The organism is Parcubacteria group bacterium (genome assembly GCA_016181765.1).
Taxonomy (GTDB): Bacteria; Patescibacteriota; Patescibacteriia; order UBA2169; family UBA2169; genus CG10-46-32.
On sequence record JACOYR010000001.1, the window covers coordinates 293257 to 312481 of the forward strand.

A 19225-nucleotide genomic window follows, 5' to 3' on the forward strand; every position below is an offset into this window, starting at 1 on the left:
ATGGTCGGGCTGGCGGGGCTCGAACCCGCGACCTCAAGACCCCCAGCCTTGCGCGCTACCAACTGCGCCACAGCCCGATGCCAAAAATACACAAAGAGCAAACCACCGCTAGTATAAAACACAAACCCCGCTTTTACAAGCGGGGCTATGTGTGTGAGGAATCTACGTCAGTAGACATCATGCATCTCCTTTCCTCATGGTTAGTCCGCGTGTGCCGTGACTACACCACGGTTCCCAAACGGACCACTCTCTGCCATAGTGTTTCCCTGGTTGAAATGGGCATGGGCTGCGTATACCCGCACGCAAGAAACTCCTGCGGTGTGGTGGTACGCAAACCTCGGTAGTGCCCTGGGTGTCCGCAGCCCCTACCCACGGGCAGGGGCAATTTAGACTCCCAATAGGCTCAAGTTGTCGGAAACCTATGAGCAAAGAGCTGCTTCTAGTATAGCGCAAAAAATGCCTCTTTTCAAGGCATCACCCCTTTGGCTAAACCTAGCAAACTAGGGCGTACTTTATCAACAAGTTGTGCACGGAGGCCCGCCCAAGAGGCAGGCTCGCTAGCCGATTAAACTCGGCAGAACGAACGCCGCAAGCACCACAATCACGACTACTAACAGCGTATTTACGATGCCGAGGATGCTGTTGAGTTTTAGGACCAGTACTTTGGCTCTCTGCATACTAGCGTGCGGAAGGATACATGACCATCTCATCGCTGCGCTCGTAGTCCGAAAGCGCCTCCGCCTTGCCGAACCAATGGTTGATCTCGTGGTCGGCCTCTGCCTCGGTTTCGGACGCGTGCACTAGGTTGTACACGGCCCGCTTGTCGCGGTTTGCGGCTGCTGCTGAATCCACGGAAAAATCGCCGCGGATGGTGCCGAGCTCGGAGTCAGACGGCATGGTTGAGCCCGCGAGCTTGCGGGTCATGCCGACTGCGTGCACGCCCTTGATGACCATGGCCACCACCGGGCCGGAATCCATAAACGTGATGAGCCATTTCCGGACCATGGGCCCGATTTTCTCGGCCTTGTCAGTTCCGAGCTCCGCAACAGCGTCGTACCCGAATTTCGCGTACGTGGCCAAGGTCTTCTCCCCGAGCCGGGTAATCCATGCCGGATCTTTCGGGTAGTGCTCGTCAATCTGCTGGTGCGTGGGCTTGAACATGCGCAAGCCTATAATTTTGAGGCCCACCTGCTCAATGCGGCGGATGATCTCTCCGGTGATGCCGCGCTGGACCGCGTCCGGCTTTACCATCAAAAACGTAATCTCTTCCCGTGGATGTTTTGCCATACTCGTAGTTACTGCTTAGGTGATGAAACGCTTTGAATCTTTTCCAACACCTGGCCCGGGGTGAAGTTCGCCTTAATCAGGTAGTCGGTTGCGCCAAACTGCTTCCCCTTGGCAATGTCCTCTTCCTGCCCCAGGTTCGTGAGCATGATGATGGGAGTCGCCTGGTACTGCGGCATCTCCCGCAATTTTTTGAGCACCGAAAACCCGTCCAGCTTGGGCATGATGATGTCAACCAGCACAACGCCATAGGTTTGCGCCTGCGCCATGGCCAATCCCGCCTCCCCGTCGCTTGCCACGTCAATCTCCATGCCCTCTTTCTCAAACTTGGTTTTGTACATGGTGGCAAGCATTTCCTCATCCTCAATGAGGAGGATTTTTGGGCCAATTGCCTGGGTTTGGGTCTGTTCCATGATGCAATGTATTGTACCAAAACCAGCCAAAACCGCAAGGGAAATTGGCGCCAAGGGAAACGGGGATATGACTCATTTTTCCAAACAGCCAGTCGGCTCATTTACACCATGTGAGCCGATCCGGCGGCTCATAGAGGCCCCCTAATTGAGCCGACCTATGGGACCGGCTGGTAGCGGCGGCCGCTGGTGCGCCCGGTAGCCCGCAGCCGCCCGGTTTTGACTAACTCGGCCAGGTAGCGCGTGGCCGTGGCATCCGAGACCCGCAGAAGGGCTTGCGCCTCATCATTGCCAATGCTCCCTTTTTCGCGGGCGCGGACCATGATTCTTTCCAGCTTCGCGGCCTTGCGGAACTGGATTTTGGCCTTGGCTCTGGAAAGAAGCTCGCGGATAGTGGTTCCCCCTCCTGTATTCAGGAGGGGGCTAGGGGGTGGTGATGTGGGTTCTGCTGAAGATGGAGCGGCTGGCGCAGGAGGTGGAGGAGATGTTGGAGCTGGGGTAGACGGGGTGATGGGTTCGGATGCCGGAACTGGCGCAGCTTCAACAAGTGCAGGTGCGGCGGGTTCTGTTGGGGCAACAACCGGCTCTGATGGAACAGCCTCTGGCGCAGTTGACGGAGCGCTCTCCTCTGGCACGGACGGGGGTGGATTGGTGGTTGTTTCTTCGGGACTCATATGATTTCAGTATACCAAAAAATCGGCTTTTGGCTGATGTGGTGTGTTTCTAATAACTCATGCAAATGATTCTTTTGGTTATATATAAATCTCTCTTGGATATAATTCATGAGCTATCTTAATAGCTTCAGTTAAAACCTTATAGAGATGTCGCCTTAAATAAATACGGTACTCACCGTAGAAAAAAGCTATATCATCTTCATAATCTGAATTTGCCACCACATTATCATTAATTGTACCTAAACTTCCTTTCCCTGTTACCATACAAAAAACAAACTTTACCCGTGATTTTTTATCTAGAAGATTTTCTGGTGAATCGAGATGACAAATAGCGTTTCTAATTTTATTGATTAAATCAGTAACATCTCCAGAAGAAACATCATTAGTGAAAGTAATACGCTGATCTAATTGATTATATTTTTGAAGTAAATCATTTAACTTTAGAACGATTGAAACAAAAACCGGCTCCCGAAAAAGACGTAAAGACTGATCGCTAAAAATATCCGTTTCTAATAATTTTCTTACAGAAGAAATGTTTGAGAGTATTTGAGACTTCACAAAAAAGTCATCCTTATTTTCCTGATTCATAATTATATTTAATGGGGTAGGAAATGGGAGGAAATGGGGACATGACCCATTTTTTACTATGTCATTGATCTGTTATTACCACGCTCTTACCGACAGAATATTTATCAGAAAAGACAGGATCAACAACAGGCAATTCATCTGCCATGATGACTTCCGCATCACCTCCATACTCTTCGGCGATATGGTTTAGTTTTTTTATAAAATCTATTAGCTTCATACTCTTTATATTATGATAATCGATAGCGCCCGCGCGAAACAAAAGTTATGTAGCCCTTGTCGCGCAAAACTTGTAATTGTTGTCGGATTTTGTCTTTGACATGCTTATTATCCGGGTGCAACGTACCGAGCTCATCCGCAAACATATACACGTCATCCAAAGTGAAATCTTTTTTGCCGACGTTATCCACGCAACTCATCACATCTAAAAGCCATCCTTTTGCGCTAATCTCTTTCTCTTCCCGAAGAAAGAGCGTCTTTTGCCATGCATCAAGCACCTTGCCCTTTGGTTCCTTTCTGGCATCTCGGACAAAAAATATCTTGCCGGTTTCTGGAATATGGGTGAGTAGAATATTGCAGCCAACCCAACCATGCCGTTCTGCGGTCGGCCCGAGCGGTTTGCGTTTTTCAATAATCCGCGGAACAAAAAAGTGCTTTGGCACCACGAACAAATTACGAACTTCGTAGCGCGATGGGTGGTAATTGAGCAAAAAGAAATTCGGGTTATTACTGCCCAACAATCGCTCAATCATTGTCTTGTACGCGCCATCAACAATTTTCTTTCCAATCCCTGACTTTTGGCTTTTAAGCTCATAATCCTCCAAGCAGTTATCGCAATAAAAATCCGCAACCGGCTTGCTGTTGCCATACTTCTCCAGAGAAGCGCGGCCGCAGTTCGGACAAAAGAGGGAGCTATGAACCCATCCCTCGGTCATCACGCGAATTTTCTGCGACGGGCTTTTGTAGTTTGCCGCGAGTTTTTCATCAAATGATAACTTCATAACTGAATAAACTGTATGCCATTTAACCCCTTTGGTCAACCAAAAACGCCCCTCCCCCATCACCCCTAAATGACTCAACCGGTTGAGTCATTTCCTTACGCCACTCCACAAACACCCCGTCGCTCACCAGGCCGGATATCGCCCGCTAGAGCCGCGCGAGCGCGTCAAAGTACTGCTCGCGGCTAATGCCCGCAGTGGTCAGGTTCGTGCTGATGTGCGCAACAGACACCTTTTTTGGGCTCATCTTAATGACGACTGGCCGGAGAATTCCGGGTTTGGTCATCATAATGTGGTCGCCGCGGTACCGCGCGACAACAAACCCAAAGTACGCAAAAAGACGCACCAGTGTTGCGTAATGGACTGGCGTCATTTTTTGCATAGCAAAAACTATGCAAACGACTTCTCGGGAATGGCGATTGTCATGTCCTCCTGCGCAAGGCTCAACCGATGCGCCCACGTTCCGTCGCTTAAACGCTCAAAACCATCTTCCTCCAAGACCTGCTCCAATGTCCCCATCTCCATGCATCCCTCAATCCAGAGATCAATGGCCTCCTGCAGAGAGCGGCGCGCATCAGGCAGGGTATCCCCAAAACTGCTCACATTAATCTGCGGAGCAAGGCCCACAATGTTGCCATCTTCCTCAAAAAACTCGGTTTTAAGCTTGATGCGTGGCTTGTCCATATGCCGACAGTATACTACAAAAAAGAAAAACCGCAAATGACTATCACCGCCACTCAACAACCTCCCCATCGCTCACCATGCGGATGTCGCCGAGCTCATCATTCCGCAGGACTGGAATGTGGCGCGCTTCAAGACGCTTGAGCACCCGGAAGTTGGGATGCCCGTACCGGTTGTCAGCCCCGACCTGGATGACCGCAACCTCCGGGGTGACTGTATCTAAAAATAAATCAGATGACGAGGTGTTGCTGCCGTGGTGCCCTGCTTTGAGCACTTCCGCGTCCAGAAAATCTCCGTATGACGCAACCAGCGCGTCCTCCACTTCTGCGGGCGCGTCTCCGGTTAAGATGTAATCAATATCCCCGTCGCTGAACTTAACCACGATTGACGCGGCATTGTTGTCTTCAATGTACCCCGGGATCAAGCACAAGCGCAACATCATACCGCTCCAAAACCGGAACCAATCCCGCGATGTGGTCCGAGTCAGGGTGCGTTGCAATCACCATATCCAAAGTCCGGTCAAAAAACGCCAGATTGCGGCCGAGCCGGTCCAGCACGCGGTTGTCCCGTCCCCCGTCTATGAGGATGTTCTGGCTGTAGCGCGTTTTAATGAGCACGCTGTCCCCCTGGCCAATATCAAGAAAAATGACCTCGGTCTCCTGCGAGCGCGCGTGCGTCTGGGCGAACAGGATGACGGCCAGCACAAGCGAAACTGACGCAGCCGCCGCCGTAAGGCCAATGATGTGCCTGAACCGCTTGATGGTCATATACAACTAACTTCCCCCTCCTCTAATGAGGAGGGGGCCAGGGGGTGGTTTTCTATTATACCGCCACACCATCCACCAGACGAGGCCGTACAGGGCGAGCATCAGCATCCAGTGAAACTCTCCAAGCTCAAACGCCGCAAATCGCAGTGATGACAAGCCCTCTGCAACGCGCATCATGTACTCCAGCAAGAGCCACGCGGGCCAGGCCCGGAATGATGAGTATGTTCGCCAAAGGCGCCACGATTGAAAGCCTGCCGAACTGGTACAAGATGAGCGGCGTGGTGGTAACCATAGCAGAGATGGTCGTGACCAGAGCCTCTTTTACTCCGAATAATTCCGGCATGCGCTCCGCATGCTTCTGAAGGATGGGGTTGATGTACACGAGCCCGACTGTTGCAAGGAATGACAATTGGAACCCCGCATCAAATATGAGGATTTTGGGATTGACGAGGAGCATGAGGAATGCGGTGAACACGAGCGCGTTCGTGGCCCGGGACGGCCGGCCGAGCTGGCGCGCGAGCAAGACGAATATGCCCATGATGCCGGCCCTGACCACGGATGCGGTGGCCCCGGTCATAATGACGAAAATGGCGATTGCCCCGCTAATCCACCAGAACGCGCGTTTGCGCGAAACTCCCAAAAACTGCATGAATCCGATGATGACCGCGGCAATGATGGTGATGTTGGAGCCGGAAATCGCAATGATGTGTGTGGTGCCGGTCCGGGCAAACGCTTCCAGGAGATACTCCGGAATCCCGCGCCGAGCGCCCACCAAAAGCCCGGAAAGGAACGCCGCATGCGGCTCGCTGATGATGGAATTGATTGAGTCCATGAAACGCGTTTTGACGAACAAGATGCCTGCCATTGCCAAGTTGCCCTGTCCTGATTCAACTTTGGTGATAGTACCTCTCCAGCACACGCTGTAAATGTCGTACCGCGCCAAGTATTTGTCATACGCGAAATCTTCAATCTGCTCCGGTGCTTCTATTTGACATTTGACTTCAACTAAATCTCCGTACTCATATTCCGGATACAGTTCGGTTTTGATGAGGAGCCTGCCCTTGACGTCCGATTGACCAACACGACGCGCGCGTAAGGTGAGTTTCTGGTGGTCTAAGCGCACATCCGGCTCTTGCCCAACCACTCCCTGGATGACGACATCCTGCCCGTTGTAGTATGCGATGTGCCAAGGGTCGCTCACCTGTGGCTGGGCAAGGCTAAACCGGATTGCGCCCAAAACAAAAAAGATCCCCCATAGGGCCATTATTCTATATTGACGTTTTGACCAGAAGATGACCACGAGCACCGCCGTCACCAGCAGAGTGCCATACGCGTACACAAATGCGATACTGGCGAATGACGCAACACCCACGCCCGCAACAAACGCAAGCAAGCACACCAAAAATATTTTTGACTGCGACAGCCGCATGCATTGATTGTAGCGCAAAAAAACGAGGCTTTGAATCCATCCTTGGATCCAAAGCCTCACGCGCGGCGGCGGACATCCCAGCCAGCATCACCGAATCCCGCGCCCTCGGGCAAAGCTGATGTCCAGCTTGATGGTCTGGAGCCCGCTGGGGCTCTTCCATAGTGTGAGGATGTTCGCGAGGTCCTGCGCCATCCGGTCCCGCTGGTCCTCGTCCAGAGGGCGCTCAAGCAGATTCCGCTTGTGATGCTCAAGCAGGGCCGTGAGAATCCTCTGGGCGTCTTCCAGATCCCGCGCCTGCAAACCGAGCGTGACTGCCTGGCCTGCCGGGCCTGCACCGATGCTCATGGCATTCCCTCCGTGAAATGTGGAAACAACGATTTACCTCTTCTCGGTAGCCAGCCATCTTACATAACTTTCCGCAAACTCGTCAAGCTCACCCGAGAGCACCGCATCCACGCCGCTCGTCTCCAATCCGGTCCTATGGTCTTTCACAAGCTTGTACGGATGCAGGACGTATGACCTAATCTGCGAACCCCACTCCGCGGATTTGACCGAACCGCGGATTTTCCGCTCCTCTCTCTCCCGCTCCTGGGACTGCCGCAAAGAGAGCCTGGATTTCAAAATCTTAAACGCGGTTGCCTTGTTCTGCTGCTGGCTCCGCTCGTTCTGAACCGAAACCGTGATGCCGGTCGGAATGTGCACGACTCTGACGGCCGAGTCCGTGGTATTCACGCTTTGCCCGCCATGGCCGGACGCGCGGAACACGTCCACCCGGATGTCTTCGTCCTTGATTTCTATATCCGACAAATCACCCAAATCCGGAATGATGTCAATCAGCGCAAATGACGTGTGCCGCATGGCCTCCGCGTCAAACGGGCTGATGCGCACCAAGCGGTGCACGCCTGCTTCGCCCTTCAGCCACCCGTACGCGTATCTGCCCGCAACCTCAAAAGTCGCGCTCTTTATGCCCGCTTCCTGGCCCCCTTGCTGGTCCACGATGGCCACCTTAAAACCGCGGCGCTCGCAGAACCGGATCAGCATGCGCAAAAGCATCTCGGCCCAGTCCTGGGCATCGGTTCCCCCTGCTCCCGCGCTTATAGAAACAATGGCTCCGCGCTCATCAAATATACCCGTCAAAAACGCGCCCAGCTCCAATTTTTTGAATTGGGCGAGAAGCTCCTTTGCTTTTTTCGCAACCTCGGCTTCCAGCTCGCTGTCGCGCTCGCGTTCCAGCTCCCGGGTAAGCTCAAGCGTTGCGGCAACGTCTGCCGCGAGGCCCTCCCACTGCCCTACTTCGCCTTCAAGCGCCGCAAGCTGCGTGGAAAGCTCGCGGCCGCGCTCCCGATTCTGCCACAGCCCAGGATCCTGCACGGCGCTCTCTAACTCTGAAATGCGGACGCGCTTTTTGGCAAGGTCAAAGCAACCCCGCTGTTTCGGAAACTTTTTCCGAGAGCTCGTGTAATTGTGTAATGGTCTCGTGCATATGTTATCGTCATGTAGGACTTACGCGTTACGCAAATCATACAATAACTAATCAAATAAATCCAGTAATTGCTTTTCTTTGCAGCGCCTGTGGAAAACTACCTATTTAATCTACGGGAAATGTACGGTATACTGTAATTGTACTTCCTCAAATCCGTTTGTCAATACACACTATGCCCGCGCTCACCAAAAAACAAAAACAAATCTACGACTACCTAAAAAAATACATAGAAAGAAAGGGGTACTCCCCCACCTTTGAAGAAATCAGAGGTCATTTTGGGTATTCCGCGCTTTCTGGCGTGCAGGAACACATTAACAACCTAGTCAAAAAAGGAGTGATCTCAAAAAACAGGTATAATGCGCGCGGAATAGAAATACAAAAAAAGGGCGAATTAGTCTCAGTGTCGTTAAGGGGCACAATCGCGGCAGGAGCGCCAATTGAAGCCCTGGAAAAATACGAGACGATAACCATCCCTAAAAATCTTTTATCCAAATCAGGAGAGCATTTCGCCCTGAGAATAAGAGGCAATAGTATGCTGCAAGAGGGTATTTTTGACGGTGATACCGTTATAATCCGAAAACAGAATACCGCCGAAAATGGAGAAACGGTCGTTGCGCTTATAAACGACAACGAAGCAACCCTCAAAAAGATATACCGAGTATCGGGCGGCTTTAAACTGCAGCCTGCAAATCCGGAAATACCGGCCCTTATGGTGAAACAGCTCGTGGTGCAAGGCAAAGTGGTGTCGGTCATGCGAAGCTATGAAGTGCGGCACGCACTCAGCGAAAGGATCAATCTGTTTGTTTTTACAGATGAACTAAGCCGACTTATCGCAAAAACGCAAAAAGAAATAAAAAATGAATTCAAACCGAATGACGAATTTGAGATTTGGCAAAAAACCGAAACAAAACCGGATCAAGATAAATTCAGTCTTGAAACAGCATACACGTTTCTCAATGAGCTGCTTCTGCTCTGGGTATGTAAAGACAAAGAACTCATTGATTTTGAAGTTATAGAAAACAACCTGCAACTGACTGAATTAAAACAGGCCGCCCAAAAAATTTACTCTCACATTTTTACAAAAAACATTTTTGACTGGTACAACCCCAGCGCTTTTTTGCTTCGAGAAATAACCAACTCGTTCAATAGATACGACTTCTCGCGCATAGACAGGGATATACTCGGGAAGCTCTACGAGCAATTCATAACTCGCGAAGAAAGAAAACGGCTCGGACAATTCTATACTCCCGAACCAGTGATTGATTACATACTGGACCAAATCGGCTACACCGCCGATATTGAGGATAAAAAAATAATTGACCCGGCGTGCGGATCCGGAGGTTTCGTAACTCGCGCGACAAAAAGATTAATAGACGCGTTAAAAGAAAAAAACGATACAACAACAATCGTTGAGAAAGTCATTGACAATGTTTACGGGCTGGATGTTAATCCTTTTGCGTGTTATCTGGCTGAAACAAACATACTGATACAGTTGTTGGATCTGATTGTTGAAATAAAAAAAGAAAACCCAAACTACAAAATACCAAAAATAAAAATATTTCAGACGAACACGATGGAAACGCCAGCGCTATTGAGCAACGAGAAGCAGGAAATAAAAGACATAAAAAATAAATGCGGAAAATTTGAAAACGGCTTTGATTTTGTAGTCGGCAATCCGCCTTATCTGGAAGCTAAAAAAATGGACAAAAAAACAAAGCAGCTGTGCGCGGAGACGTGCCCAGGTACGGCAAAGGGCGCTTTTGACTTATTCGTATGTTTTATTGATAAGGGCTTGCGTCTGCTGAAAGATAATGGAAAATTTGGCTATATCTTTCCGAACAAATTTCTCATAGCCAACTACGCGAAAAACATGCGGGAAGAATTACTAAATAATTATTCCATAAAAGAGATTATTGACATTTCCGAGTGTGAAGTTTTTGAAAACGTATCCGTATATCCTGTCATCTTAATTGTTGAAAATAAAAAACCGATCAATAACGTAATCATAACCGCGGAAAAAATCGCCAGCACCAAAGAGCTGGAAGACAAAAATTTCGTTACCAGCCCAATAAAGCAAAACGCATACAAAAGAGACGACCTAATATTTTTTATACTCCCAAGCGACAAAAAACAAAATTCACTGCTTGCCAAACTGCTTAGCGACCAGTATAAAACATTAGACAACCACCTCACTATAAAATGGACCATTTCATTTCACGCTTCCGGTCTGCGGGAAAAATTCTTATTCCCCGAAAAACCAAATTCAAAAAATGCTAAAAAACTGATCGGGGGAAAGTCTTTTGCGGGCAACAATGATATCAACAGATACCAGTTGCAGTGGGGCGGCTGGTGGATAGATTATAACGAGGAACTTGCCAAGAAGCATAAAAATCAACTGCCCCCAAAGAGCCTATTTGAACAGGAGAAGTTAATCATATGCCAAAATTCTCTGAGATTGCGGGCTGCGTATGACGACAAAAAATTTTACTGCAAAGACACATTCTTTGTTGCCCGATTGAACGACAATGCACGCAGTGATTTTGACTTAAAATTCTTCCTGGCATTACTAAACTCAAAGCTTCTCCACTACTACTACGCCAATATCTATAAAGGCACGCACGTTGCCGGCGGGTATCTGCATTATCTTATTGGATATCTGCAGAGCTTGCCTATTGCCGAACCAACAAAAAAACAACAATCTGATATTGTCGCTCTGGTTGAAAAAATATTAAAATCCAAAAACAAAGCGGAGTTCAGTAAAACTGACAGGCACATCGACCAATCGGTTTATGAACTTTACAAGCTTACATCCAACGAAATTAAGATAGTGGAATCTTTCGTGTAGCAACCGCCAAAAAGTCACGGATGTATTCCTTGAATCGTTCTAAATTTTCTTTGACCGGCTTCTGTCTTTTGTCTTTTCTTTTGCCGTCCCGTATGACGAATATTTCGTCAATGTTATGCTTCAAATCCGAATGGTGAAAAAGTTGAGCCCAGCCCTCCGTCAATTCCAAAACCTCAGAAAAAACGCAAAATGTCACGTCATCTAATAAATTGACCGAATTGGAAATTTCGTCTTTAATAACGCGCGATTCGCCGATGAGCTCCTTCATTCGGATCATGTCTATATATTCTTTACACTCAATGATCATCAGCGGCTTGTTATCCGACTTTCTAAAAATCACGCAATCCCCACCAATAGTCAGAATCACATCTTTATCATCAATCTTTATTGTCCGAGCGGATAGTCCGCTTTTTTCATTTGCAGTGACTTTTTTGCAATAAAACGAATCTTCTAAATTGTCCTCTTCAATAATCTGGGTTATAAGAACCAAGACCAAAAACTCATCCTTAAAGCCTATCAGAGACGAGACCTGCCTCTCTTCCAACCTGTACTTCTTGGCTAAATCATAAAAATTATTGTAATCCAACTCACAAAAAATCTCTATGGTTTGCTGACTAGTGTCTCCAACGATTTTTGGAGCAATATATTTATCAAAAACATCGTGCGCGCTTTTTTTCTTCTGTTTGGGCATAAAATTATAAACTCCAATACTTGGCGGCGGATGGAATGACGCTGTGGTTACTCCTGCTCGGCGAGAACAACACTCACCTCTCTTTCTTCTCCCGTGCGGTACACGGTCAGGGACACCGTGTCTCCGGGCTTCGCGCGGGCAAGCAGCTTGGCGAGGCCCGCATCCTGGGTCACGGCCTCTCCGTCAACCGCAAGGATGATGTCATTCTCAACCAAGCCCGCTTTGTCGGCCGGAGAGCCAGGAATCACCGCAAGCTCGCTTCGCGCGTCCCCGCGTACAATGAGCGCGCCGTGGTCAACGCCCGTTATCTGGTTCGCCTCCGCAAACTCGGGCGAGATGAGAATGTACCGCACCCCGAGGAACGGCCGCACGATGCGGCCAAATTCGCGCACGCTCTCAATGGCGCTCTTGGCCTCATTGATGGGAATCGCAAACCCGATGAGCTGGCCTTCGCGCGAGACCGCGGTGTTGACGCCGATCACTTTTCCGAACAGGTCCAAGAGCGGCCCGCCCGAGTTGCCCGGGTTGATGGCCGCGTCAGTCTGGATGGCTCCGTCAATCACCTCTGAACTGCCGGATGAATCTCCGGCAACCACCCTGCGGTTGATGCCCGACACCACGCCCTTGGTGACGGTGTTGGAGAACTCGCCCAGAGAGTTGCCGATGGCAATCACGGACTGCCCGATCCGCACGGCATCCGAATCTCCCACATCAAGGACCGGGAGGTTATCAGCCTGGATCTTGAGGATCGCAATATCATTCAGGGTGTCGCGCGCGAGCACCTCTGCGGTCCAGCGCTCGCCGCCATTCATAATCACCGTGTATTCCGCGCCGGCTTGGTCCACCACGTGCCGGTTGGTGACGATGAGGCCGTCCGTGGTCACGATAAAGCCGGTTCCACCCCCTATCTCCTGCTGTCCCTGCGGAGGGCGCGGCGCGCCAAACGGAAAAAAGAACGGGTCATCAAAAGGGAAGAGCGGCCCGGTCTGGTTGTATAATTTGGAAAGGTCTTGCGTCACCACAATACTCACCACGGACCGCGTGGCGTTGGCAACCACCTCAACGGTCGCAGAATCCTCCACCACCACCTGCGGCTTTTGCCCGAGTGTACCCGCGGCACTCCCGCCGGCGTCTGATCCAATGCCGAGCGACTGCGCCACAAACGGCCACACGTTCTGGCCCGCGAGCCCGGATGCCACCACGCCGAGCACCGCTCCCGCGAGCCCGCCCGCGAGCGCAGAAAGGGCAATGCCAACCACGAACAGGCGCTTAATTGAAGGCGGAAGTTTTCCCATCATACGGTTTTAATGCATTACTTTGAAAGATTCCGGCCGAAAAGCTGGTTCACAAAACTGTTCCCCTCTAACATAGTCTGCCCGGTTCCGCCGCCCAAAAGATCGGTGTACGCGCCGAACCACTGTTGAAGCAGGGGCGGCAGGTAGATGATGGCGATGATGATGGGGCCGGCAATCAACACCACTTTAACGATAGAAAGCACCTGCCCGAATAAAATGTACTGCCTCGTTTTTCGGGTGTGCTCAATGATCTCGCGCGAGAGCTTTAAGTTTTCCCGCACGAGCTCCTCTAGGGTTAGGCCTTCGTCCCCGGGGAACGAGGCATTAGTTCCTGGATTTATTTTTTCGTCTGGCATGGGATGGTGATTTTTTGGTTTTATGAATCCGGGCCTTGCCGACAAGCTTGTTAATTTCATCGTAAAACGTGTGCACGTCCCTGAACTCGCGGTACACAGACGCGAAACGGATGTATGCAACTTTGTCAAGCCGCTTCAAGCGCCGCATGGCAATGTCCCCAATCTGGGACGCCTTGATCTCGCTCCGATTGAGCACGTAGATGTCGCGCTCAATCGCGGCAACCAGGGTCCTGAACTCCTGGCTTGCCACGGGCCGCTTCTCAAGGGCGCGGGCAAGGCCCGCGGCGAGCTTGTCGCGCGAGTACGCTTCCACCCTGCCGTCCCGCTTGATCACCGAAAGGTTCAATATCTCCGTTTCTTCGCGGGTGGAAAACCTGAATCCGCACTGCCCGCACTCGCGCCGCCTGCGGACGGTATTATCCTGCTCGGAAAGCCTGGAATCCAATACGCGCGTTTCCTCGTGGTCGCACGAAGGGCATTTCATGGCAGCACATTAGTGCATCTTCTTGCGAATGAACGCCGGAATCTCAAGCTCCTCCTGGTCATCTTCAAGAGAATCGCGCGCGCCAACTCCCGGCCGGCCTCCCGCGCCTCCTGCATCCCCGATCGGCTCGCGCTCCCGCTCAAAAAAGACAGCGCGCTTTCGGTCCAGCTCTTCCACCCGTTCAACCTGCGCGCGGTCGGCATAGTTCTCATGCGCGAGCGCGCTCTGCGCTCTCACGCTCGCGCGGCCCGCTCCCTCAAATCCGGTTGCCACCACGGTAATTTTAACCTCATCTTTCAAGTCGTCGTTGATGACCGCTCCAAAGATGACCTTGGCATCTTCGTCCGCGGCGCCGGTGATAATCTTCGCGGCCTCGTTGATCTCATACATGCCCAAGTCCGAAGAGCCGGTGACTGTAAACAGGATGCCGCGCGCGCCGTCTATGGACATTTCCAAAAGCGGGCTGTCAATGGCCGCCTTTGCCGCGTCAATGGCGCGGTTCTCGCCCGATCCCCGGCCAATGCCCATCAGCGCGGAGCCTGACCCGCTCATGATTGCTTTGACGTCCGCAAAGTCAACGTTAATCAAGCCCGGCACGGTGATGAGCTCGGAAATGCCCTGCACGCCCTGCCGGAGCACGTCATCAACCACCCTGAACGCATCTATTAAAGACGTCTTCTTGTCAATCACCGCGAGCAGGCGGTCGTTCGGGATGGTGATGATGGTATCCACTTTTGCAACCAGCTCTTCCAGGCCCGCTTCCGCGATTGAGCGGCGCTGCTGCCCCTCAAACATAAAGGGCTTGGTGACGATGGCGACCGTAAGCGCGCCCAGGTCCCGGGCAATGTCCGCGACCACGGGTGCGGCGCCCGTGCCCGTGCCTCCGCCGAGCCCGCACGTGATGAATACCATGTCCGTGTCTTTGAGGATGTCCTTGATTTCGTCCTGCGTCTCTTCCGCGCTCTTGCGGCCGAGATCCGGATTCATGCCCGCCCCAAGGCCCCGCGTCACGGTTTGGCCGATGTGCAGCTTGGTCTGCGCCTTGTTGTGGTGCAAGGCCTGCGCGTCCGTGTTCACGGCAATAAACTCAACCCCGCGGATGCGCTCCTCAATCATCCGGTTCACGGCAGAACTCCCTCCTCCCCCCACGCCAATCACTTTGATTTTTGCGAAGGTTTCAATTTCTGGTTTGATCTCCATAGATTCCTCGTTAATGCGTGCCGAATTTTATTTTACCGCGCGCCGTCCGCGCTATGATTTAAAAATTTTAATGATGGACCGCATCTGCTCCGTAATGGCGGAAAAGCCAGTCCACCCCTTCATGCCCGTGCGGCCGCGCGACCACACACTCGCCTCTTGGTTCGCGTATCCCCACAGCACCAATCCCACGGCAGTGGTATACGCGGGGTTTGAGAGTTTGTCAATGGCGGACCGCACGCCCGTGGGCACGCCCACTGCGGCCGGAAGCCGGAACACGCGCTTTGCGGCCTCAACCAATCCCGGCAGCTGCGCGCCGCCGCCCGACAGGATCACGCCCGCGGGCAGCTTGCCGGAACGCCCGATTGAGCGGAGTTCCTTGTCCACCATGCCGAACATCTCTTCCACGCGCGCCTCTATAATCTCGGCAAGGTACTTCCGCGAAAACGCCCCTTCTTCGCGTTCGTCCAATTCCGAGATCTGCACGTGGTCCGCGCTGCCCCCCACAGCCGAGAGCGTTCCGCCATACTGGATTTTGATCGCTTCCGCGGTATCAATGTTGGTCCGCAACCCAATGGCAATGTCGTTCGTGATGTGCGAAGCGCCCACCGGCAGCACGCGGACAAGCTTAATGTCCCCCTCCTCAAACACGAGGACGCTGGTGGTGGCTGCTCCGATGTTCACCAGCGCCGCACCCAGGTCTTTCTGCCGCTCCGAGAGCACGGCTTCCGAGGAAGCAAGGGACGAGAGCACCAGATCGTCAATGGCGAAACCCGAGAGCGCCACTGCCTTGGTGAGATTTTTTATGTGGCTCGTCTGCCCCTCAATAATCTGCGCCTCCACCTCCAGCCGCACGCCGTTCATGCCAATGGGGTCGCGGATCTCGGTCTGGTTGTCAATGCTGAAAGACCGGGGCAGCACGTGGATGATTTCATAATTCGGCGGCACGGAGACGGCCTGCGCCGCTTCCAGCACGCGCTCCACGTCATCTTCCCTGATCTCGCCGTCTGGCCGCGCAACCGCAATCACGCCCTTGGACTCCTGGGCTGTGATGTGGCTTCCGGAAATCGCGGCAACCGCGCTCCCGAGCGAGGTACCCACCATCTTTTCCGCACGGGCTTTGACCGCGGTAATGGAAGCGACAACCTCTTCTATGCTGCGAATGGTCCCGCGGGCCACGCCACGCGAGTCGCCTTCCGCAAGGCCGATAATGGAGAGCTGGTCGGACTCGGGAGCGAGTTCGCCCACGGCAATCCGAATCGTGCTCGTCCCGATATCAACGCCGGTAATGAATTCTGCATGGGCCATATGAGCAAGTATACAAAAAAAACCTTGCTTTGGCAATGGTTTAACTTGTCCACAGATTGAACAAATTTTGTGTACAGGTACCCCGCGGCCTGTATCTATTTTGTGTTCAGTATTTGCGCGGTACTATGCTCCATGATTCGTTCGGCCCGCTCGGACTCGTGGGTGTGCCCCAAGAGGTGCAAAAGGCCGTGCGCAAACAGGAATGCCACGTATGCGCTGAACCCCGAATCCTGTTCCCGGGACTCCGCACGGGCGATCTCCGGAGCGATGATGATGTCCCCGAGTTCGCCCGGCGCTCGGGCTGGAAACGAGAGCACGTTGGTTGGCTTGTTCTTCCCGCGGTACGCGCGGTTCAATTTTTTGGACGCAGCGCGGCTTACGAACACAACGCCGACAGTACGGTTCCCAAGCTCGCGGCCGAACAATGTTTGCGCCCTCCGGGCTGCGCGCAAAAGCGCTGCCCGGGGAATCCGGGCAGTGCGCGGAACCTGATTAGTGAACACGAGTTCCATACCACTAGCGGGCGGCTCCGGCTTCTGGCGCGGGGGCGGGTACACCCGCCGCACTCGTCTCCCCGAACGCAAAGCTTGAGTAGAAGCGCTTAAACACGTTGGGCCAATTAATCTCATCGCTGGTGCCGTTGTTGTAGGTGATGACATAGATGAGCCCCCCGGAGGAGGTGTACAGGGTAAGCCCATCCGGGCTCCACACCGAAGGCGCGCCGTCAATGACGAGAACCTCAAGCTCCGCGTTGGCAAGCGACGGAGACTGCGCCCGAAACCAGTCCGCAATCGGCGTATTGAGCGGATTCTCTACGATGAGGATCTCAAAAAATTCTTCAGTTGAGGAAATAAAGAGGACCTGCTTGTTGGTCTGGTCCAGGCTGTCGGCAAGCCAGCGCGAGGGGTACTCCACGCGGTACCCGTAGGTCGCGTTGGTGTATGTGCCGAACAGCCCTGATTCCGAAAGCCGGACATCGGCAGCAAGCGGGCTGTAGCCGTTCTCAATCTCCTCCAGATCAAGATATGAATCGCCGTCCGTATCCGGAGAAGCGCTGCTCGTGCCAAACAGCATTTCCTCGGCATCGGTCAGGCCGTCAGTATCCGTATCAACCGTGGGAAGTGCGCGGGTAAACGAAAGCCCTTCTCCGGCCGCCGGTTCCGCCCGGGGGCTCCAGATGGCCGCAATGGGCCCGCTCGGAATCTTTTCAAGCGCGGTGCTGAATCCGGCGGGCGTTACCTGGTAATCCGGAAACTCTTCCCACCGCACGCCGCGCAAGTAGGCGGGATAAACGTCTGCCGGGTCATATGCATCAGGAATGTCCGCAACCGAAAGCTCAATGGAGAGCGGCTCCTCAAACGTAATGCCTGCGGGATACAGTGAGTACAGGCCCCCGAGCACAGTCCCCTCGGAGGGCAGGGCCAAGTCACTCTCCGCAAGCACGGTTATGCCGATCCCTGACCCGTATTGTTGTGCTACGGTCGCGGGAATAGTCGCCGCAAGCGAGCCGATGAGCAGGCTTTGGGCGTCAAACGCCTGTGCTTGGACGATTGTTTCGGTTGGTGCCGGGGGTGCGGCAGTCTCCGGGGCAACCGGCGCCCCGTCCTCGCCGGACTCTCCGCCAGGTTGCTCGGCGACTGGTTGCGGGACAGCATCCTCCGGAGAAAGGAACACTGTGTACAGCACCGCGCCGAACGCGCCAAGGAAAAGGAGCGCGCCAAGCGCAAGGAGCAGTACTTTTTTGTTTATGCCCGCCCCCGGGGTCCGGGTGGCGCGCGGAACAAACTGCTCCGGCATGACCACGAATCTGTCATCCGGAATCGCGGCCGCAGGCACGGGCTGCCCGACAGGCGCATTCTGCTTTTCTTCGGATTTCTTTTTTCCGAATCCAAACATAATTACTGCACTCCCTGGTTAGTTTGTTCAACATTGAGAAGCTTTCCCTGCCCCAGGGGGTTATACCCGTTCTGGACCTCCTCCCCGTCCGCGTACGAATCAGCATCAGAATCGCGGTTCAGGGGATCAGTCCCGAAAATGGCTATTTCTTCCCAATCCGAGAGGCCGTCGGAGTCAGAGTCAACCAGCCGCGGATTGGTGCCGTTGCCGAACTCCTGCGCGTCGGAGAGCCCATCCTGGTCCGTATCAATGGATGCCGGGTCCTGGGGAATGGGGTTCAGCGCGCGGTCAATGCTGCCCTGCTGAAAACTTCTCAAAATACCGCCGGTATCCGGCGGCGCGCCAACGCCATCGGCGCGGTCAGCATCCTCGGCATTCCCCGAAACCGCCGAAGCCGAAGATGCATCCGGAGCAGCAGCCTCCTCGGGCGCGCCCGGTTGGGGTACTGGAACCGCAACGTTCGCCCGTCCCTGCAGTACCGCAAACGCGACCGCGGCAAGGCCGATAATGCCCAGGCTTACGAACACGATGATAGACAGCTTCTTGAACGGAAATCCGGCGCCAGCGGCGCTTGATGCCTGGCCCGCGGGAATGCCGGCCGCGCTCTCCGCAAGCGGTTTGAGCTTGCCGCCCGCAAGCGCGGTCGGCGGGCCGGGTATGATTGGCGCGGATGGGGCTCCCGATTGAGCCCGCAAAGCGCTTGCCGAGGTCTCGTCCGTTGAGGCAAAAATGTCTTCAACGCCGCCTGGCGCCGCAGGAGCGGGCTGTACGGGAGCGGACTGTGTCAAATTTTGGTTTTGCTGTTGACCTTCAAACATGTGCCAAGTATACCATAAAACAGC

The 19225-nt window shown here is 53.2% G+C and carries 22 protein-coding genes, 1 tRNA gene and 1 pseudogene; 1 reads left to right on the forward strand and 23 read right to left on the reverse strand.

The genetic code is table 11. From position 1 onward, the window contains the following. Position 1: 1 nt before the first annotated feature. The 14 genes from HYT31_01620 to prfB all read right to left on the reverse strand — a co-directional run bounded on the left by HYT31_01620 (position 2) and on the right by prfB (position 8313). A tRNA-Pro gene (locus HYT31_01620) sits at positions 2–77 on the reverse strand. 601 nt (positions 78–678) lie between these two features. Continuing rightward, a complete protein-coding gene (locus tag HYT31_01625; protein ID MBI2050485.1) occupies positions 679–1287 on the reverse strand; it encodes a nucleoside-diphosphate kinase in 609 nt (202 codons plus the stop codon). 8 nt (positions 1288–1295) lie between these two features. Continuing rightward, positions 1296–1697: a response regulator gene (locus tag HYT31_01630; protein ID MBI2050486.1), complete on the reverse strand. Its 402-nt coding sequence runs from the start codon at positions 1695–1697 to the stop codon at positions 1296–1298. 155 nt (positions 1698–1852) lie between these two features. Further along, the gene (locus HYT31_01635; protein MBI2050487.1) at positions 1853–2368 is read right to left on the reverse strand and encodes a hypothetical protein; all 516 of its coding nucleotides are present in this window, start codon (positions 2366–2368) and stop codon (positions 1853–1855) included. Between the two features lie 78 nt (positions 2369–2446). Next, positions 2447–2956 carry a hypothetical protein gene (locus HYT31_01640; GenBank protein MBI2050488.1) on the reverse strand — a complete coding sequence of 170 codons (510 nt, stop codon included), beginning with the start codon at positions 2954–2956 and terminating at the stop codon, positions 2447–2449. A gap of 61 nt (positions 2957–3017) precedes the next feature. Next, the gene (locus HYT31_01645; protein MBI2050489.1) at positions 3018–3173 is read right to left on the reverse strand and encodes a hypothetical protein; all 156 of its coding nucleotides are present in this window, start codon (positions 3171–3173) and stop codon (positions 3018–3020) included. A gap of 10 nt (positions 3174–3183) precedes the next feature. Continuing rightward, positions 3184–3954, reverse strand: a complete 771-nt coding sequence (locus HYT31_01650) for a restriction endonuclease (GenBank protein MBI2050490.1) — start codon at positions 3952–3954, stop codon at positions 3184–3186. Between the two features lie 145 nt (positions 3955–4099). Then, positions 4100–4333 carry a type II toxin-antitoxin system HicA family toxin gene (locus tag HYT31_01655; GenBank protein MBI2050491.1) on the reverse strand — a complete coding sequence of 78 codons (234 nt, stop codon included), beginning with the start codon at positions 4331–4333 and terminating at the stop codon, positions 4100–4102. A gap of 8 nt (positions 4334–4341) precedes the next feature. Next, positions 4342–4635 (reverse strand): type II toxin-antitoxin system HicB family antitoxin, encoded by a 294-nt coding sequence (locus tag HYT31_01660; GenBank protein MBI2050492.1) that lies wholly within the window; start codon positions 4633–4635, stop codon positions 4342–4344. 43 nt (positions 4636–4678) lie between these two features. Beyond that, positions 4679–5074, reverse strand: coding sequence for a hypothetical protein (locus tag HYT31_01665; protein ID MBI2050493.1), 396 nt, complete (start codon positions 5072–5074; stop codon positions 4679–4681). Further along, on the reverse strand, positions 5037–5399 hold the full coding sequence (locus HYT31_01670) for an MBL fold metallo-hydrolase (GenBank protein ID MBI2050494.1): 363 nt from the start codon (positions 5397–5399) through the stop codon (positions 5037–5039). The genes HYT31_01665 and HYT31_01670 overlap by 38 nt, the downstream gene beginning before the upstream one ends. A gap of 127 nt (positions 5400–5526) precedes the next feature. After that, positions 5527–6828, reverse strand: coding sequence for a ComEC/Rec2 family competence protein (locus HYT31_01675; protein ID MBI2050495.1), 1302 nt, complete (start codon positions 6826–6828; stop codon positions 5527–5529). An 87-nt stretch (positions 6829–6915) separates the two neighbouring features. After that, on the reverse strand, positions 6916–7173 hold the full coding sequence (locus HYT31_01680; protein MBI2050496.1) for a hypothetical protein: 258 nt from the start codon (positions 7171–7173) through the stop codon (positions 6916–6918). 33 nt (positions 7174–7206) lie between these two features. After that, a complete protein-coding gene (gene prfB, locus HYT31_01685; protein ID MBI2050497.1) occupies positions 7207–8313 on the reverse strand; it encodes a peptide chain release factor 2 in 1107 nt (368 codons plus the stop codon). Positions 8314–8483: 170 nt separating this feature from the next. On the opposite strand from prfB, the gene lexA reads away from it, so the two are divergent. Beyond that, positions 8484–11156: a transcriptional repressor LexA gene (lexA, locus tag HYT31_01690; protein ID MBI2050498.1), complete on the forward strand. Its 2673-nt coding sequence runs from the start codon at positions 8484–8486 to the stop codon at positions 11154–11156. Here lexA and HYT31_01695 read toward each other — a convergent pair. From HYT31_01695 to HYT31_01735, 9 genes and pseudogenes are all read right to left on the reverse strand, one after another. Then, entirely contained in the window at positions 11131–11847 is a 717-nt protein-coding gene (locus tag HYT31_01695) for a hypothetical protein (protein MBI2050499.1), read from the reverse strand. The genes lexA and HYT31_01695 overlap by 26 nt on opposite strands. Positions 11848–11894: 47 nt before the next feature. Continuing rightward, positions 11895–13145, reverse strand: coding sequence for a trypsin-like peptidase domain-containing protein (locus tag HYT31_01700; GenBank protein ID MBI2050500.1), 1251 nt, complete (start codon positions 13143–13145; stop codon positions 11895–11897). Between the two features lie 14 nt (positions 13146–13159). Beyond that, positions 13160–13498 carry a hypothetical protein gene (locus HYT31_01705; GenBank protein MBI2050501.1) on the reverse strand — a complete coding sequence of 113 codons (339 nt, stop codon included), beginning with the start codon at positions 13496–13498 and terminating at the stop codon, positions 13160–13162. Next, positions 13467–13982 (reverse strand): transcriptional repressor NrdR, encoded by a 516-nt coding sequence (gene nrdR, locus HYT31_01710; GenBank protein MBI2050502.1) that lies wholly within the window; start codon positions 13980–13982, stop codon positions 13467–13469. The genes HYT31_01705 and nrdR overlap by 32 nt, the downstream gene beginning before the upstream one ends. 9 nt (positions 13983–13991) lie before the next feature. Continuing rightward, on the reverse strand, positions 13992–15182 hold the full coding sequence (ftsZ, locus tag HYT31_01715; GenBank protein MBI2050503.1) for a cell division protein FtsZ: 1191 nt from the start codon (positions 15180–15182) through the stop codon (positions 13992–13994). Between the two features lie 51 nt (positions 15183–15233). Further along, positions 15234–16487, reverse strand: a complete 1254-nt coding sequence (ftsA, locus tag HYT31_01720) for a cell division protein FtsA (protein MBI2050504.1) — start codon at positions 16485–16487, stop codon at positions 15234–15236. A 95-nt stretch (positions 16488–16582) separates the two neighbouring features. Continuing rightward, positions 16583–16999, reverse strand: coding sequence for an rRNA maturation RNase YbeY (gene ybeY / locus HYT31_01725; GenBank protein MBI2050505.1), 417 nt, complete (start codon positions 16997–16999; stop codon positions 16583–16585). Between the two features lie 472 nt (positions 17000–17471). Next, positions 17472–17579 (reverse strand): annotated as a pseudogene (locus HYT31_01730) (calcium-binding protein). An 806-nt stretch (positions 17580–18385) separates the two neighbouring features. Beyond that, a complete protein-coding gene (locus tag HYT31_01735; GenBank protein MBI2050506.1) occupies positions 18386–19201 on the reverse strand; it encodes a hypothetical protein in 816 nt (271 codons plus the stop codon). Positions 19202–19225: the final 24 nt, after the last annotated feature.